Genomic DNA, 14,874 nt, shown 5'->3' with positions numbered 1-14,874 from the left:
CCGGGTGGCGCTTTTTCATTTTATTAACAAAAAATGAATCCTGACGAGAATAACCCGGCGGCGACGTGCGTAGCCTTTGTACCGACCAACACATCCAGTCGCAAAGGACTATTAAAATGCCTCGTAAATTTACCAAGTTTCTCATTATTCCAGCCGCCGCGACACTTGCCGCATGTAGCGGTGGCGGCGGAGGTGGCGAAAAGGCCCCTGTCATTGCCGGCGCAACCCAAGCCACTGTCGTTGGCGCGAACCCGTTGGGGTTGGAGGCCAGCTTTGATGCTGACACGCAGGTTATCACCATCAATGGCCGTGACTATGATGATTTCAGCATCGACACCAATGGTCGACTGACCGCCCGCCGGGCAGAAGACATTCCCGGCGAAAGTCGTGGTGACTTTAATGACCTTGCCATTCACGGCGATACGTCTTCGGGTTCTGGTGAAGTTTTTCTGGTCAGCTCGACCCTTGAGGAATTTGTATCGGACGACGAATTTGAGCCATTCTTTGTCCAACTGACCCGCGACGGTGAGACGACCGTACCGACATCCGGCAATGTCGAATACACGGGTGCCTACCTCGGCAGCAGGTTTGTTGAAAGCACATCGGACGATGTCGTTTTCTTCCAAAGCGCACGTATTTTCGGGGACGTTTCGCTGACTGCGGACTTTGACGATACCAGCACGATCTCCGGTGTCATTACCAACCGTACAGGTGGTGGAGAAAACGCTTGGCAGGATATGACCCTTGATCTGGCAGCGATCGAAAATGGCGGTTTCGCCGGAACCATCAGCGGTGGTGGACGGATTGGCGAAAGCACGTCGGATGGTGCCTATGCCGGGTTACTGACCGGGCCGGACGGTGGCGAGGTGATCGGCGGTCTGTCGATCCTGCATGAAGCGGGAGATACAGAGGCAGGCATCTTTGTCGCGGAATGATCATTGGGTCGGGTGCATCGCGGTGTGCCCGGCCATCCTTTCTGGCTATTTGAGCAGCACAAGCGACCGCGCGTCCCATCCGACCCGTGCCTTGGCCCCGACATCCAGAACAGGCCGCCCAATCGCGTTTTTCATCGCGATGTTGAGGGGCTTTTCGACGCCCGGGATGCGGACGTCGTAGTAGGTCATGTCGCCGTAGTAGACGACCTCATCCACGGTGCCATCGATGACGGCGGATGCAGCTGTGTCATCGAACAGGATGTCCAGCGTTTCGGGGCGCAGCCCGACAAAGGCGGGCCCTGCAGTGACCGGTTCGGGCACCTGATCCGCGCCGATTTGCACCCGGCCCAGCCCTGCGACATCGACGGTGTATGTGTCGCCCGCAGGTTCGACCGTTGCATCCAGAAAGTTCATTTTCCCGATAAATGCAGCCACCTGTCGGTTGCGTGGACGGCGGTAGAGTGTTTCGGCATCCGCCAGTTGCCCGATCCGCCCTTCGAACATCACGGCGATGCGGTCGGACATGACCAACGCCTCTTCCTGATCGTGGGTGACCAGGATGAAGGTGATCCCGACATGCCGCTGCAGGCGCATCAGTTCAACCTGCATCTGTTCGCGCATCTTCTTGTCGAGTGCTGACAGCGGTTCGTCGAGCAGCAGGACTTTTGGCTTGAGTATCAACGCCCTGGCCAGAGCCACGCGCTGCCTTTGGCCGCCTGACAGGGCGTGGGCCGCGCGTTTGCCATAGCCATCAAGCCCGACCATATCCAGCGCGTCTTCGACCAGCGCAGTCTTGGCCTGTTTATTCAGATCAGACCGTTTGCGCAGCCCGAACGCCACGTTTTCGGCGACGCTGAGATGCGGGAAAATCGCGTAGGATTGGAACACCATGTTCGTGGGCCGCAAATTGGCGGGGACACCCGCCATGTCCTTGCCAGCGATCGCCACGACCCCGCTGGACACGCTTTCGAAACCGGCGATCGTGCGTAGGAGTGTCGTTTTTCCGCACCCAGACGGCCCCAGCAGCGAGAAGAATTCGCCCTGATCGATGGTCAGGTCGATATCGCGCAGTGCGTGATAGTCGCCATAATACTTGTTCACACCCTTCAGGCTGATCAACGGGCTCACAAAAACCCTCCTTTGTCTTTGACGCCTGCGCGGGCCATGCCCCGGCGGCGCAGGATCTCTGCGATGGTCAGCAACAGAATGGACAGCGCGACGAGGATCGTGCCCAAGGCCATGACGACCGGTAGCGATTGCGGGAAGCGCAGGAGTCCCCAGATGTAGACCGGCATGGTCGGGCTGGTCCCGGACAGGAAAAACGCGATGATGAATTCGTCGAGCGAGATGGTGAATGCGATCAGCATCGAGGAAATGATCCCCGGCATGATCAGCGGCAATGTCACCGACCGAAAGGCGCCGAACCGGCTTTCGCCCAAATCCATCGCCGCCTCTTCCATCGACGGGTCGAGGTTCTGGAACGCGCCGTTCAGGATCGCGATGCAAAATGGTGTGCAGATCAGAACGTGGGCCGCGATGATCGTCCAGTTCGACAGGCTCCACCCGAAGATTTGCACGACGACGATCAGTAACGACACGGCGACGATAATCTCGGGCAAAACAAGGGGGAGCATGATGAAACCGGTCACACCCGCCTTCAGCGGAAAGCGGTACATGGCCCCTGCCCTTGCGGCGCAGATGCCCAAAAGCGTTGACAGGATTGCCGTCATCACCGCGATGAAAAGCGAGTTTCCTACGGCGGTATGCAGCGATGTGTTGTTCATCAACTCGCCAAACCATTTGCCGGTAAAACCGGTCAGCGGGAAGGCGATGATGGTGGCGTCGTTGAACGCAAAAAGCGGCAACAGTGCGATGGGTGCGTATAGGAAGATGAGGTAAATGATGGCGTAGATACGCAGGCTCATGACCGCCCCCGCAGCCAACGACGGTTGAGCAGCACGAAGAACAGCGCAATGGCCGAGACCGACACCATCGCAACGACGGCCAGGGCTGCGCCCAGTGGCGCATTGTTCAAAGCCAAAAATTGCGTCTGGATCATGTTGGCGATCAACTTACCCCCGGCCCCGCCCATCAATTCCGGCGTGACATAATCGCCGATCGTCGGGATGAAGACGATCAGTACCGCCGCGACAACACCGGGCATGGCCAGCGGCAATGTGACCCGAAAGAAGGTCATCACCCTGTTTTCGCCAAGGTCCTGCGCGGCCTCGAGAAGCGACCGGTCGATTTTTTCCAGCGCGACAAAGATCGGCAGGATCGCGAAAGGCGCAAAGGCGTGGGCCAAGGTGATGATCACGGCGTTCACGTTATAAAGGATAAAGGTCAGCGGTTCCTCGATCAGCCCGATATTGATGAGGCCGGTATTGATGACACCGTTGAAGCCCAGGATCACCTTCCACAGGAAGACGCGGATCAGATAGGACGTCCAGAATGGGATCGTGATCAGGAACAGCCACAGCGATTTCCGTTCCGGCTTAACGTAGAAAGACACGTAATAAGCAACTGGAAAGGCGAGCAAAACTGTGACGATCGTCACACAGGTGGAGACGTAAAGCGACCGCTGCAACAGCGCGGTATAGATCGGCTTTTCCGCGATTTCCCGGTAGTTGTTGAGGGTGAAGGTCGTATCGACGGTCATGAAATCCTGTGTCCAGAAACTGAACAGCACGATTGCGCAAAGCGGCACCGCCATCAGCGCCAAGGCGTAGAAGAACGGTGGGCTGATCATCAACCAGCCGCGCGCGCCCTCGGTAATTGTCGGTTTCCGCCACATGCGTCGATGCTTTCCTGCGTAAGGGAAAAGATCAATACGGCATCGCGGGGAATTTGCATTGCCGGGGTCAGGCGCTAAGGTCGCGAGGAACCCCAAGCCAGAGGCCCGCATGAACTGTGTTTTCGTCCAAATCCGCTGCCGCCCCGGAACGGGTTACGATGTGGCCGACGCGATCGCGTTGCGCGAAATCCATTCGGAACTGTATTCGACCAGCGGGGAATACGACCTATTGATGAAGCTCTACATCCCCGAGGGCGCGGATGTGGGGAAATACATCAATGATAATGTGCTGGATATCGACGGGATCGAACGCACGTTGACGACATTGACGTTCAAGGCGTTCTAACGCCACGTATCCCAGATCGTTCCGGTTGCCGTTTTGGCCGCGCGATAGCGCATAATGATCTGCGGAAACCCCTCGTTGCGCCAAAAGTCACCGTTCACCATTCCACCCGACATACCACCCCGATCAAAGCGGGGGACACCAAAGTCACGGCAGAATGCGAGACTTTGACCGGTCGCTTCCCAAAACGCGTTTTCAAGCAGGCGCTGAAAATCTTCAACGGTATCAGGCAATGCGACATCCGCGAGCCTACTTTGCAATTCTTCCCAAAGCGGCTCATCCCCGCGCAAGCCCCAACGTGATGGTTTGCGATCGAATAGCCGCCCGACCGTTATCGCGTCACCCCATTCATCGGAAGCCATTTCGCGCAACCTCACCCGACAACGAAAAAGGGCGGCCCGCTGGACCGCCCCTTTTTGACAATTAACGCTTCGAGAACTGGAAGCTGCGGCGCGCCTTGCGCTTACCGTATTTCTTCCGCTCGACCACGCGGCTGTCGCGGGTCAGGAAGCCCGCAGCTTTCAGCGCGGGGCGCAGCGACGGATCGTAAAGCTGCAGTGCCTTGGAAACACCGTGCTTAACCGCACCAGCCTGACCCGACAGACCGCCACCTTTGACGGTCGCCACAACGTCGAACTGATCGGTGACGCCGGCGACAGAGAAGGGCTGCGCCAGGATCATCTGCAGAACGGGACGGGCAAAGTAGACGTTCATCTCTTTGCCGTTCACGGTGACCTTGCCAGAACCTGGCTTGATCCAGACGCGGGCGACCGCATCTTTCCGCTTGCCTGTGGCGTAGGACCGGCCCAGTTCGTCACGGACAGGTTCACGGGGGGTGGCCGTTTCAACGACAGCTTCAGACGCTTCAACACCTTCGGCGACTTGGCCCAGCTCTTCGAGCGAGTTCACTTGATCGGCCATTATGCAGTCCTCGTGTTTTTCTTGTTCATGGATTTGACATCCAGAACCTCTGGCTTCTGGGCGTCCATGCCATGTTCAGTACCCGCAAAGACGCGCAGATGGGTCATTTGCTGACGGCTGAGCTTGCCGCCGGGCAGCATCCGCTGAACGGCTTTCATCACAACACGCTCTGGATGCGCACCTTCGAGGATCTCGGCCTTGGTCTTGGATTTGATCCCGCCGGGGTGACCGGTGTGCCAGTAATACTTTTCATCACGCTTGTTGCCGGTCATCTGGACCTTTTCAGCGTTGATGACGATCACGTTGTCGCCCATATCCATATGCGGCGTGAAGGATGGTTTGTGCTTGCCACGCAAGCGCATAGCGATGATCGAGGCAAGACGGCCCAGAACGACGCCTTCGGCATCGATCAGGATCCATTTCTTGTCGATATCCGCCGGGGTCGCGGTAAAGGTTTTCATATCTCACCAATATCGTTGGGGCGGCGTGGGCCGCTGTCATTCGGATTGGGGCGTTATAAAGGGGCGCGATGCGCAGTCAAGCGCCGTATGCGCGAAATATATCAGTAATATCAATGCAGTATAAATTAGGTATTATTTTACCCCAACACTCGGAGGTATTGAATAGGTCAACGAAGCCCGCGCGACAGGCGCGTCCAGGCCGACACTATACAGCATCGCATCCCCCACGGCGAGGACCCTCCCGAGCTTGTGCAACGTGGTCTCGCAGATCATGTCCGCGTCAGCGGCGGGTTTGCGCATGAAATCGATCGCGCAATTCGTCGTCACCGCAAGTGCCACGGGTCCGATCCGCGCCAGGATCGCCAGATACATGCCCACATCCGCAAGCGCGAACATCGACGGCCCCGACACCGTACCGCCGGGGCGCAGATGCCGTTCGGCCACCTTCAAACGCACCCTTACGCCGTCTTTGGTCAACTCTTCGATGACGAAATCGTCACCCAGTTGCGGAAACTCTCGCGCCACGAACGCCTGCAGGGCCGGTATGTCCATCTGTGGTTTCATCTTGCGCCTCCCCCGCTTAACCTGAGGTCAAATCAGCATGAGGACAGCTTTATGACAATCCTTCACCGCAATGACGCAGCGTCTGTCGCCACCCTGACGATGGATGCACCGGACCGTTTGAATGCCTTGTCCGATGCGATGCTGGCCGCCCTGCATGGCGCTCTGGACGACATCGCAGACGACACGAGCGTCCGTGCCGTGATCCTCAAAGGCACCGGCAAGGCGTTCTGCGCGGGTCATGATCTGAAAGAGATGCAAGCCGGACGGCAGGCGGAAGATGGCGGTGCGGCCTATTTCAAAGACCTGTTCGATCGCTGCGCCGCGCTGATGCTGCGCATTCAGTCGATCCCGCAACCGGTCATCGCCCAGGTTCACGGCATTGCCACCGCCGCGGGCTGCCAACTGGTCGCGACCTGCGACATGGCCATTGCGAGCGACGATACCCGCTTCGGGGTGAACGGCGTCAATATCGGGCTGTTCTGTTCGACCCCCATGGTCGCGCTGACCCGCAACATCCACCGCAAGGCCGCGTTCGAGATGCTGACGACGGGCCGGTTCGTCAACGCGCGAGAGGCGCAGGATCTGGGCCTGATCAATCGGGCTGTCCACGCCGATGCGCTGGAGCGTGAAACACAGGAACTGGCCACTGCGATCGCCAAGAAACTGCCGGCGGCAGTCAGATACGGCAAGGAATCCTTTTACCAGCAGATTGAGCTGCCCACGGCAGAGGCTTATCGCTTTACCGGGGATGTCATGGCGCGAAACATGATGGACGAAGATACCGATGAAGGCATCACCGCCTTCCTCGAAAAACGGCACCCCGACTGGTAACTTCTTTTGTTCGAAAATACCTCCGCCGGAGGCACCTAAAATGTAATGCGGCGGAGCCGCACCTATTGACTACAGACCGTAGATGTCGCCGAACTTGGCCTCAAGATAATCCAAGAGCGGTGCCTCGGTCGGCGTGCTCCCTGTCGCGTGTTCGATCGTTTCGACCGGCATCCGCAAGCCCCCATGACGCTGCAGGTTCTCGCGCAGCCAGCTGATCGCCCGCGTCGTGTCACCCTTGGCCAGATCATCATCCAGATCAGGCAAAGCCGCGCGCAGGGCGGCATACAGACACCCCGCGTAAACATTGCCCAAACTATAGGTCGGGAAATACCCGAACAGCCCTTCGGACCAATGCACATCCTGCAACAGCCCGTTCGACGGTTTGTCGACGGCGAAACCGAAATCCGCCTTGAACCGGTCATTCCATGCCGCTTCGAGGTCACCCACGACCAGATCACCCGCCATCAGCGCCCGCTCCAGATCGAACCGCAGCAGCACATGCAGGTTATACTGCACCTCATCCGCCTCGGTCCGGATGAACCCGTCATGCACGCGGTTCACCGTGGCATAGAACCCCTCTTCATCCGCTATTCCGAAATCACCGAAAGCGTCGCGCATCTGCCCGTAAAGCCACCCGGTGAACGCCCGACTGCGTCCCAACTGGTTTTCATAGATGCGGCTTTGGCTTTCATGCACGCCCATCGATGCGCCGCTGCCCAAAGGGGTCAGCAGATATGCCGCATCGATCCCCTGTTCATAGGTCGCATGCCCGACCTCGTGGATCGTCGAATAAAAGCAGTTGAACGGATCGTGAGCTTCGGTCCGGGTCGTGATCCGCACATCCAGGCCCGAGCCGGACATGAAAGGATGCACCGCCTTGTCGATCCGTCCGTGCTGGACGTCATAGCCGAAGGTCAGGGCCAGCTTTTCCGATAAGGCCAGCTGCGCCGCCTCGTCGAACGTGCCCCAGAGCGCAGCAGGCGCGGGCTTGTCCAGGATCGCCGCCCGCAGGGCCACCAGCCGTGGTCGCAGCGCGTCGAATATCGCGCTCAGGCCTGCAGCCGTCGCGCCCGGTTCGTAATCCTGCAGCAACGCATCGTAGGGATCATCGTTGCCCGCAATCGCCGCCGCTTCTTGCTTGCGCAGGTCCACGACCTTTTCCAGGATCGGCAGGAATGCGGCCACGTCTTCGTCGGCCCGGGCCTGCGCCCAGATACGATGCGCAAGCGATGTCGTTTTCGCCAGTTCCGCGGCCAGTGTCGCAGGCACTTTGGCCGTGCGTTCGTAACTGCGCCTGATTTCGCGCAGGTTCGCCGCCGCGACCTCATCCGCCGCTTCGGCCTTTTCCAGCCATTCCCCCACGCGCGGGTCGATCCGGCGCGCGTGCAGCACGTTGGCCATGGCCCCGTGTTCCTCGGCCCGTTGCGGGGTCGCACCCACGGGCATCACGGTTTCCTGGTCCCAGCCCAGTCGCCCGGCAATCTGCCCCAACGCTTCGGTGTCACGCTGAAACGCCATCAGGTCTTTATATGCACTCATGTCACGTGCCTCTCACGGATTGTGGGATGGGATATCGGGCGAGGAAACGACCGCGCAGGATCAGTGCCCATAGAATGACGGCACCGAATTGGTGCACGATCGCGACGTGCCACGGGGCGGAATAGATGACGGTCACGATGCCCAGCACCATCTGCAACAGCATCACCCCCACGATCGCGTTGAACGCGAAACGGGTCTGCGCGTTTGCCGATCGCCGGGCGCGTATCCAGACGGCGATCGCAAACAGAAACAGCAGATACCCCGCCATACGGTGCATGAATTGCACCAGCCCGTCATCCTCGAAGAAATTCCGCCAAACGGGTTGCAGATCGAACGGTTGCGGCGGAAGGAACCCGCCAGCCATCAGCGGCCAATCGGGATAGGCGCGGCCCGCGTCGATCCCGGCGACCAGCGCGCCCAGCAGGATCTGCAAGAAGGCGAAACCAACCAGAACCGAGCCCAGCATCGCGAGGCGCGGGTTCCCTTCCCGCCGGGCCTGCAAGAGTTCGGCCTGCGTCCGACCGAGACGGTAAATATACCATGCGATGAAGCCAAGGATCACGAAGGCAAGGCCTAGATGCGTGGCCAACCGATAGGAGGCGACGTCCAGCATCCCTTCTTGGAGGCCCGAAGACACCATCCACCAGCCGATGAACCCCTGCAGGCCACCAAAGGCGCCCAGAAACAGCAAACGACCCGTCCAGCCCGTGGGGATTTTCCGTGTCGCGAGAAAGAACAGGAACCCGGCGGCCCAGACGAGCCCGATGACACGGCCCAACTGCCGATGCCCCCATTCCCACCAATAGATGATCTTGAATTCGGCCATGGTCATGCCGCGGTTCTGCAGTTGGTATTCCGGGATCGCACGGTACTTGTCGAATTCCGCCTCCCATGCCGCGGCCGACATGGGCGGTAGCGCACCCGTCAACGGGGCCCATTCCGTGATCGACAGCCCGCTATCGGTCAGCCGGGTCAATCCGCCCACCGCGATCATCACGACGACCAGCGCGAACAGCACCATCAGCCAACCCCGGATCAGACCGCGTGCACCTTGGCCTGCGGCATCGATGGCACCCGGTGCCGCGGTCTGGCGCGGCGTATCCCCAACCTCTTCGAAAATGCTGCGTTTCGCGGCCATGATGTCTCCGTCTTGATCTGGCTGGAACCTAGGCCCCGGCCCCACCGGCTGCAAGCGTCAGAGTACCGCACCGTAAGGTGGGTCTCGACCCGCCTACCCTCTTTCTTTCCAGCGCACCATCTGCCGCATGATCCCATGCAGCATCTGCACGTCCGCCCGCGTCAGTGGCATCCGGGACCAAAGGTTGCGCATGTTCAGTTTCATGTTGGCTGCCTTGTGGTCGGGAAAAAAGAAACCCGCCGTCTCCAGCCGCTCTTCGTAGTGCTGCGCCAGCTTGTCGATTTCCAGCTGTTCGGCGGGTTCGCTCACCCCGCCGTCCGTCACCGGCCGGGTCGGCACGGTCGACCGTCGCCATTCATAGCCCGTCAGCAAAACACACTGGGCCAGGTTCAATGACGGAAAGTCGGGGTTTACGGGGACCGAGATGATCGCATTGGCGCGCGCGATATCGTCGTTTTCCATCCCCGCGCGTTCGGGGCCGAACAGCACGGCCACTTTCCCGCCTGCCGCGATCCGCTGGCGCGCGTCTTCCATCGCGGCCTCGGGCGTAAAGACCGGCTTTGTCAAATCGCGCGGCCGTGCCGTCGTTGCATAGACAAAGTCGCAATCGCCGATTGCCCCGGCGGTGTCGTCATAAAGCTGTGCCTCATCCAGCAACCGTCCCGCCCCGCTGGCCATCGCCACCGCCTTCTGGTTCGGCCACCCATCCCGAGGTGCCACGACCCGCATCCGGTCCAACCCGAAATTCCACATCGCGCGCGCGGCCGCACCGATATTTTCGCCCATCTGGGGCCGGATCAGCACGAAGGCAGGTTGTTGGGTATCGCTGGGCATCGGGCCTCCTTTCGCGGCAGCCGCCTGATACGCCGCACCCGCTGCCAAGGCAAGGACACCCATGGTCAAGACATGACATCCCCGCTAAAAGGTTCCGAACAAAACAGAATTCCGGAACGCCCCGATGTCGGATGACCAAGACCACCCGCAGATTTACCTGATCACCCCGACCGAGTTCGATCTTTTGACCTTTCCCGATCAGCTGGCCGCCTGCCTGGATCAGGTGCCTGTCGCCTGTGTGCGGCTGGCGCTGTCCACCAAGGACGAGACGCGGATCGCCAAGGCGGGCGATGCCCTGCGCGAGGTCACCCATCAGCGCGATGTCGCGCTGGTCATCGACAGCCATATGATGATGGTCGAACGGTTGGGACTGGACGGCGTGCATCTGGCCGATGGGGCCCGGTCGGTCGGGAAGGTGCGCAAACAGCTTGGCGATGATGCCATCGTCGGCAGTTTTTGCGGCAATTCCCGGCATGACGGCATGACGGCAGGCGAACTCAGTGCAGACTACATCAGTTTCGGCCCCGCTGGCGTCACCACCCTTGGCGATGGGCGGCAGGCCGAGGAAGAGCTGTTCGCATGGTGGTCGATGATGATCGAAGTACCGGTCGTCGCCGAAGGTGCGCTGTCGCCGGACCTGATCCGCACCCTTGCCCCCCATACCGACTTTTTCGGGATCGGGGATGAGATTTGGCGGCAGGACGCGCCCGTTTCAGCCCTTGTCGATCTGCGGGCCGCGATGACGGAGCAAGCCTGAGCGCACCATGCCTTCGGTCGCGCGCGCGAGCTGCTTGCGATCATCGAAAGCGGCGACCTTGACCGGATCATGATAAATGACCGTGACCCGCCCATGTCTTGGTGTGGCGAGCATGGTGACCATGCTGCCCCCGAAACGCATATCTCCCCACCAGCCATAATAACGCGGGTCCTGCCCGTCCGGTGCCTGATAACACAGCGTGACGGGCTGAATCTGAAGCGCATCGCCAAAGGCAGGATCGAAAAAGGCGGCGAAGAGGGTGGGTTTGAACGGCAGAATCCGCTGGCCGTCCGTCGATGTACCCTCGGGGAAGAAAAGCAGTTTGTGCCCGACCGCAAGACGTTCGCGAAACAACGCCACCTGCGCCGCCGCGCTGCGCCGATTTCGTTCGATAAACACTGTGCCGGTCGCGCGGGCCAGCCAGCCGACGCCCGGCCATTGCGACACCTCGGCCTTGGAAACGAAATAGATCCGCTTGCGCAGGTTCAGTGCAAACACATCCAGCCAGGACACGTGATTGGCCACGACGGCGCCTGGCCCTTTCATTGGGTGTCCCACGGTCTTGTGCGTCATTCCGAGAATCACAAAGAACCCTCGACAGACGCATTGGGTGATGTAGGGCGTGACTGGCCGCCGCAGGCCGTAAATCGGACGCTCGATCAGGCGCACCAGTAGCATCACGATCAACCCGCCAAAGACCAGCGTCACCAAGGGCACGGCGCGCAGAACGACCCTGACCCATCCGCCCGGTGTCATCCGGGGCGGATCGGGCACCGGCGCTTCGCCATACCACGTCTCAGCCAAGCCCCCGCCCTCGCGCGTAGATGCGGCGCTGCATCGCGCCGATGGCATCTGTTGCCAGGATCAGGCAGATATCGGTCGTGTTGAAGGCGTGATCGATAAATGCGCCGTCACCGACCACCGCCCCAAGCCGCAGATAGGCCTTGATCAGGGCGGGTATCTGCCGCATGACCGCCAGTCGGTCGATGTCATCGGGTGGCACGAGGTTCATCGCATGGTGCCCGGGCTGGCGCGCGCCGACCCGCAGCGGTGGTGGCGCCAAATGCCGATCGTGCAGCAGGCTAAGCGGAGCGGCAAGCGCATGCACATCGGTGCCATGGAAAGAGGCGACCCCGAACAGCACATCTGTTTTTTGCGCTGCAACAAGATCGGCAATGCCGGACCACAGATGCATCAGGCCCGGCCCACCACGATAGTCCTTGTGGATGCAGGACCGGCCCAGTTCCATCAGGCGCAGACCACCCTGGGTCAGGGGCGCCAGATCATATTCATCGGCGCAATAGAATTGGCCCGCCCGCGCCGCATCCGCCGGGGTCATCACGCGGTAAGCGCCGACAATCTGATCATCCGGGCTCCGATGTTTGTCGCGCAGAAGGATATGCGTGGCGAAATCGTCGAAACGGTCGCGTTCCAGCCCAGCCGCATGATCGATCATCGGGCCATCCGCGCCCAGTTCTTTCACGAACACCTCGTAACGCAGCCGTTGCGCCGCGGCGATCTCTGTCCGCGTTTCGGCGATCGAGACCTGAAATATCGGTGCCTCTCGGCTCATATCGCGCTGTCCCGCCTGCCCCGCGCGGTTTCTAGAAAGCCGGTAACCTTTTGGCAACCAATTCCGCGCTAGCTAGGGTTGATAAAAATTGACATAACCTAAATGACGCCACCCTTGGTTGTGGTTCTTAGCCCGCTTGCACCAGGATCAATTCGACATGATTGCCATCGATCACGACCTTGCCTTCATCCCGGAAATTCACGGTGATCCTGCCGTCGATGTTCGATTGCACCTGCCCCTCGCCCCAATCAGGTTGGGTCGGATGGCGGACAATCATCCCCGGGCTCAGAAGGGCGTTCAATTCGTTCATGTTACGCATTTAGCCGGAGGGTACGCTGATGTCACGTGATCTTGCAGCACTTGTCGGGTCGCGCATCTGTCATGATCTGATCAGCCCGATCGGGGCGATCGGCAACGGGATCGAATTGCTGGCGCTGACGGGTGGCAGCGCACCCGCCGAAATGGACCTGATCACCGACAGCGTGGAAAACGCCAATGCGCGAATTCGGTTCTTTCGAATCGCTTTCGGGTCGGCTGGTGAGGGACAGATGGTCGGCACATCGGAGGTGCAGGGGATCTTGCGGGATATCGCGGCGGGCACCCGTTTCGAATACGACTGGCAAGTTGCTGTCGAACAGCCGCGCCCGATGGTGCGCTGCGCCTTTCTGATGCTGTTATGTGTCGAGACGGCCCTGCCCCTCGGCGGCGATGTTCGCATCACATTGGATGGCGATCGCTGGGTGATCACGGCCACAGGCAGCCGGTTGAAGGTCGACGCCGCCCTTTGGGAGACGCTGACGCAACCGGACGCCCCGTTCGATCATACGGCGGCGCAGGTTCAGTTCGCCCTTTTGCCCGATCTTTTGGCGGCGCAGACCCGTCGGATCGACCTCGATATCACCGAGACCGCGATAACCGCCCGCTTTTAGGCCCGCACCGTCCCGTCGCCACGCACGAGATATTTGAAACTGGTCAGTTGCGCCGCCCCGACCGGCCCGCGCGCGTGCAGTTTGCCCGTGGCGATCCCGATCTCGGCCCCCATGCCGAATTCGCCGCCATCGGCAAACTGGGTCGAGGCATTGCGCATCAGGATCGCGCTGTCGAGTTCGCGAAAGAACCTGTCGGCGGTCGCATCATCCTTGGCCAGGATCGCGTCGGTGTGGTTCGATCCATAGGTGCGGATATGGTCGATCGCGCCATCGACGCCATCCACCAGTTTGGCGGCGATGATCATATCGAGGAATTCTTTCCCGAAATCATCGGCTTGCGCGGCGACGCTGCCATTGATTCCGGCATCTGCACGCACCTCGACCCCGGCCCCGATCAGATCGGTGATCAGCACATCGCCATGCTTTTCCTGAAACGCCTTGTCGATCAGCAGGCATTCCGCCGCACCGCAAATCCCAGTGCGCCGGGTCTTGGCGTTGATCACGACCTTCCGTGCCTTTTCCAGATCGGCGCTGGCATCGACATAGATGTGGCAGATGCCTTCGAGATGGGCAAAGACAGGCACCCGCGCCTCGCGCTGGACCAGCCCGACAAGGCCCTTGCCGCCGCGGGGCACGATCACGTCAATATGGTCGGTGGCCTGCAGCATCGCCGACACGGCGGCACGGTCGCGGGTCGGGACGATCTGGATCGCGGCGGCGGGGAGACCTGCTGCCTCCAGACCCGTCACGAGGCATGCATGGATTGCTTGGCTGGAGTGAAAGCTCTCGGACCCGCCGCGCAGGATGACGGCATTACCGGATTTCAGGCAGAGCGCCCCGGCATCGGCGGTCACGTTCGGGCGACTTTCGTAGATCACGCCAATCACGCCGATCGGGGTCCGGACACGCTGGATATGCAGGCCCGTTGGCTGGGTCCATTCATCGACGACGTCGCCCACCGGGTCTTTCTGTGCGGCGACGGCACGGAGCCCGTCGGCCATGCCTTTGATCCGATCCTCATCCAGCATCAGCCGATCCATCATGGCGGCTGACAGCCTCTTTTCGGCGCCATATGCCATGTCCTGCGCATTCGCTGTTATGATCCGATCGCGCTGTGTCCAAATCGCATCCGCTGCTTTCTCGAGCGCTGATCGCTTTGCATCGCCACTCGCCATGGCCAGAGCGGTCGCGGCCTGACGCGCATCTGCGCCGATCTGCGCCATCATGGGCCCGATTGCGTCATGGTCGTTCATCT

At 60.4% G+C, this 14,874-nt stretch carries 19 protein-coding genes; 5 read left to right on the top strand and 14 right to left on the bottom strand.

The genetic code is table 11. The features are described 5' to 3' along the window. Positions 1-116 precede the first annotated feature (116 nt). The gene (locus V8J85_RS03040; protein ID WP_339952099.1) at positions 117-935 is read left to right on the top strand and encodes a hypothetical protein; all 819 of its coding nucleotides are present in this window, start codon (positions 117-119) and stop codon (positions 933-935) included. A 45-nt stretch (positions 936-980) separates the two neighbouring features. Here the strand turns inward: V8J85_RS03040 and V8J85_RS03035 are convergent, their stop codons facing one another. Genes V8J85_RS03035 through V8J85_RS03025 form a run of 3 tightly spaced genes read right to left on the bottom strand, consistent with a single transcriptional unit; the run spans position 981 to position 3,729 of the window. Continuing rightward, positions 981-2,063, bottom strand: a complete 1,083-nt coding sequence (locus V8J85_RS03035; protein ID WP_339952097.1) for an ABC transporter ATP-binding protein — start codon at positions 2,061-2,063, stop codon at positions 981-983. Beyond that, positions 2,060-2,860 carry an ABC transporter permease gene (locus V8J85_RS03030; RefSeq protein WP_339952095.1) on the bottom strand — a complete coding sequence of 267 codons (801 nt, stop codon included), beginning with the start codon at positions 2,858-2,860 and terminating at the stop codon, positions 2,060-2,062. The genes V8J85_RS03035 and V8J85_RS03030 overlap by 4 nt, the downstream gene beginning before the upstream one ends. Beyond that, positions 2,857-3,729: an ABC transporter permease gene (locus V8J85_RS03025; protein ID WP_339952093.1), complete on the bottom strand. Its 873-nt coding sequence runs from the start codon at positions 3,727-3,729 to the stop codon at positions 2,857-2,859. The genes V8J85_RS03030 and V8J85_RS03025 overlap by 4 nt, the downstream gene beginning before the upstream one ends. Positions 3,730-3,838: 109 nt before the next feature. On the opposite strand from V8J85_RS03025, the gene V8J85_RS03020 reads away from it, so the two are divergent. Beyond that, a complete protein-coding gene (locus V8J85_RS03020) occupies positions 3,839-4,075 on the top strand; it encodes an Lrp/AsnC ligand binding domain-containing protein (RefSeq protein ID WP_339952091.1) in 237 nt (78 codons plus the stop codon). On the opposite strand, the gene V8J85_RS03015 is transcribed toward V8J85_RS03020, so the two are convergent. The 4 genes from V8J85_RS03015 to V8J85_RS03000 form a co-directional block, all read right to left on the bottom strand. Further along, complete coding sequence (locus V8J85_RS03015) at positions 4,072-4,434, bottom strand: hypothetical protein (RefSeq protein ID WP_339952089.1); 363 nt, start codon at positions 4,432-4,434, stop codon at positions 4,072-4,074. The two genes, V8J85_RS03020 and V8J85_RS03015, sit on opposite strands and share 4 nt — an antisense overlap. Positions 4,435-4,495: 61 nt before the next feature. Continuing rightward, complete coding sequence (gene rpsI / locus V8J85_RS03010; protein ID WP_339952087.1) at positions 4,496-4,993, bottom strand: 30S ribosomal protein S9; 498 nt, start codon at positions 4,991-4,993, stop codon at positions 4,496-4,498. Then, positions 4,993-5,454 carry a 50S ribosomal protein L13 gene (gene rplM, locus V8J85_RS03005; RefSeq protein WP_339952085.1) on the bottom strand — a complete coding sequence of 154 codons (462 nt, stop codon included), beginning with the start codon at positions 5,452-5,454 and terminating at the stop codon, positions 4,993-4,995. Before rplM ends, rpsI begins: the two co-directional genes overlap by 1 nt. A 132-nt stretch (positions 5,455-5,586) precedes the next feature. Beyond that, the gene (locus V8J85_RS03000; RefSeq protein ID WP_339952083.1) at positions 5,587-6,018 is read right to left on the bottom strand and encodes a PaaI family thioesterase; all 432 of its coding nucleotides are present in this window, start codon (positions 6,016-6,018) and stop codon (positions 5,587-5,589) included. 51 nt (positions 6,019-6,069) lie between these two features. Here V8J85_RS03000 and V8J85_RS02995 point away from each other — a divergent pair, with 51 nt between their 5' ends. Further along, the gene (locus tag V8J85_RS02995) at positions 6,070-6,849 is read left to right on the top strand and encodes an enoyl-CoA hydratase (protein WP_339952081.1); all 780 of its coding nucleotides are present in this window, start codon (positions 6,070-6,072) and stop codon (positions 6,847-6,849) included. A 69-nt stretch (positions 6,850-6,918) separates the two neighbouring features. Here the strand turns inward: V8J85_RS02995 and V8J85_RS02990 are convergent, their stop codons facing one another. The 3 genes from V8J85_RS02990 to V8J85_RS02980 form a co-directional block, all read right to left on the bottom strand. After that, positions 6,919-8,388, bottom strand: coding sequence for a carboxypeptidase M32 (locus V8J85_RS02990; RefSeq protein ID WP_339952079.1), 1,470 nt, complete (start codon positions 8,386-8,388; stop codon positions 6,919-6,921). Between the two features lies 1 nt (position 8,389). Beyond that, positions 8,390-9,526 carry a heme A synthase gene (gene ctaA, locus V8J85_RS02985; protein WP_339952077.1) on the bottom strand — a complete coding sequence of 379 codons (1,137 nt, stop codon included), beginning with the start codon at positions 9,524-9,526 and terminating at the stop codon, positions 8,390-8,392. A gap of 93 nt (positions 9,527-9,619) precedes the next feature. Next, the gene (locus V8J85_RS02980) at positions 9,620-10,360 is read right to left on the bottom strand and encodes an RNA methyltransferase (protein WP_339952075.1); all 741 of its coding nucleotides are present in this window, start codon (positions 10,358-10,360) and stop codon (positions 9,620-9,622) included. A gap of 124 nt (positions 10,361-10,484) precedes the next feature. Here V8J85_RS02980 and V8J85_RS02975 point away from each other — a divergent pair, with 124 nt between their 5' ends. Continuing rightward, positions 10,485-11,117, top strand: a complete 633-nt coding sequence (locus V8J85_RS02975) for a thiamine phosphate synthase (protein WP_339952073.1) — start codon at positions 10,485-10,487, stop codon at positions 11,115-11,117. Here V8J85_RS02975 and V8J85_RS02970 read toward each other — a convergent pair. From V8J85_RS02970 to V8J85_RS02960, 3 genes are all read right to left on the bottom strand, one after another. After that, positions 11,073-11,921 (bottom strand): lysophospholipid acyltransferase family protein, encoded by an 849-nt coding sequence (locus tag V8J85_RS02970; protein WP_339952071.1) that lies wholly within the window; start codon positions 11,919-11,921, stop codon positions 11,073-11,075. The genes V8J85_RS02975 and V8J85_RS02970 overlap by 45 nt on opposite strands. Further along, positions 11,914-12,690, bottom strand: a complete 777-nt coding sequence (locus V8J85_RS02965) for a GNAT family N-acetyltransferase (RefSeq protein ID WP_339952069.1) — start codon at positions 12,688-12,690, stop codon at positions 11,914-11,916. The genes V8J85_RS02970 and V8J85_RS02965 overlap by 8 nt, the downstream gene beginning before the upstream one ends. Positions 12,691-12,817: 127 nt before the next feature. Continuing rightward, positions 12,818-13,000, bottom strand: a complete 183-nt coding sequence (locus V8J85_RS02960; RefSeq protein WP_339952068.1) for a DUF3553 domain-containing protein — start codon at positions 12,998-13,000, stop codon at positions 12,818-12,820. A gap of 28 nt (positions 13,001-13,028) precedes the next feature. Here V8J85_RS02960 and V8J85_RS02955 point away from each other — a divergent pair, with 28 nt between their 5' ends. Beyond that, on the top strand, positions 13,029-13,619 hold the full coding sequence (locus V8J85_RS02955; protein WP_339952066.1) for a histidine phosphotransferase family protein: 591 nt from the start codon (positions 13,029-13,031) through the stop codon (positions 13,617-13,619). Here the strand turns inward: V8J85_RS02955 and V8J85_RS02950 are convergent. Then, positions 13,616-14,872, bottom strand: a complete 1,257-nt coding sequence (locus V8J85_RS02950; RefSeq protein ID WP_339952064.1) for a glutamate-5-semialdehyde dehydrogenase — start codon at positions 14,870-14,872, stop codon at positions 13,616-13,618. The two genes, V8J85_RS02955 and V8J85_RS02950, sit on opposite strands and share 4 nt — an antisense overlap. Between the last annotated feature and the right edge of the window lie 2 nt (positions 14,873-14,874).

This window comes from Yoonia sp. 2307UL14-13 (genome assembly GCF_037572755.1).
GTDB lineage: Bacteria > Pseudomonadota > Alphaproteobacteria > Rhodobacterales > Rhodobacteraceae > Yoonia.
The sequence above is the reverse complement of the archived record's forward strand: the minus strand, read 5'-3'. Positions and strand labels throughout refer to the sequence as shown.

Coding starts and splice junctions, on each gene's coding strand:
- V8J85_RS02980 (WP_339952075.1), bottom strand. CDS start 10,360: ATGCCCAGCGATACCCAACAACCTGCCTTCGTGCTGATCCGGCCCCAG.
- V8J85_RS03015 (WP_339952089.1), bottom strand. CDS start 4,434: ATGGCTTCCGATGAATGGGGTGACGCGATAACGGTCGGGCGGCTATTC.
- V8J85_RS02975 (WP_339952073.1), top strand. CDS start 10,485: ATGTCGGATGACCAAGACCACCCGCAGATTTACCTGATCACCCCGACC.
- rplM (WP_339952085.1), bottom strand. CDS start 5,454: ATGAAAACCTTTACCGCGACCCCGGCGGATATCGACAAGAAATGGATC.
- V8J85_RS03020 (WP_339952091.1), top strand. CDS start 3,839: ATGAACTGTGTTTTCGTCCAAATCCGCTGCCGCCCCGGAACGGGTTAC.
- V8J85_RS02995 (WP_339952081.1), top strand. CDS start 6,070: ATGACAATCCTTCACCGCAATGACGCAGCGTCTGTCGCCACCCTGACG.
- V8J85_RS02955 (WP_339952066.1), top strand. CDS start 13,029: ATGTCACGTGATCTTGCAGCACTTGTCGGGTCGCGCATCTGTCATGAT.
- ctaA (WP_339952077.1), bottom strand. CDS start 9,526: ATGGCCGCGAAACGCAGCATTTTCGAAGAGGTTGGGGATACGCCGCGC.
- V8J85_RS03040 (WP_339952099.1), top strand. CDS start 117: ATGCCTCGTAAATTTACCAAGTTTCTCATTATTCCAGCCGCCGCGACA.
- V8J85_RS02965 (WP_339952069.1), bottom strand. CDS start 12,690: ATGAGCCGAGAGGCACCGATATTTCAGGTCTCGATCGCCGAAACGCGG.
- rpsI (WP_339952087.1), bottom strand. CDS start 4,993: ATGGCCGATCAAGTGAACTCGCTCGAAGAGCTGGGCCAAGTCGCCGAA.
- V8J85_RS03000 (WP_339952083.1), bottom strand. CDS start 6,018: ATGAAACCACAGATGGACATACCGGCCCTGCAGGCGTTCGTGGCGCGA.
- V8J85_RS03030 (WP_339952095.1), bottom strand. CDS start 2,860: ATGAGCCTGCGTATCTACGCCATCATTTACCTCATCTTCCTATACGCA.
- V8J85_RS02990 (WP_339952079.1), bottom strand. CDS start 8,388: ATGAGTGCATATAAAGACCTGATGGCGTTTCAGCGTGACACCGAAGCG.
- V8J85_RS02960 (WP_339952068.1), bottom strand. CDS start 13,000: ATGAACGAATTGAACGCCCTTCTGAGCCCGGGGATGATTGTCCGCCAT.
- V8J85_RS02950 (WP_339952064.1), bottom strand. CDS start 14,872: ATGAACGACCATGACGCAATCGGGCCCATGATGGCGCAGATCGGCGCA.
- V8J85_RS03025 (WP_339952093.1), bottom strand. CDS start 3,729: ATGTGGCGGAAACCGACAATTACCGAGGGCGCGCGCGGCTGGTTGATG.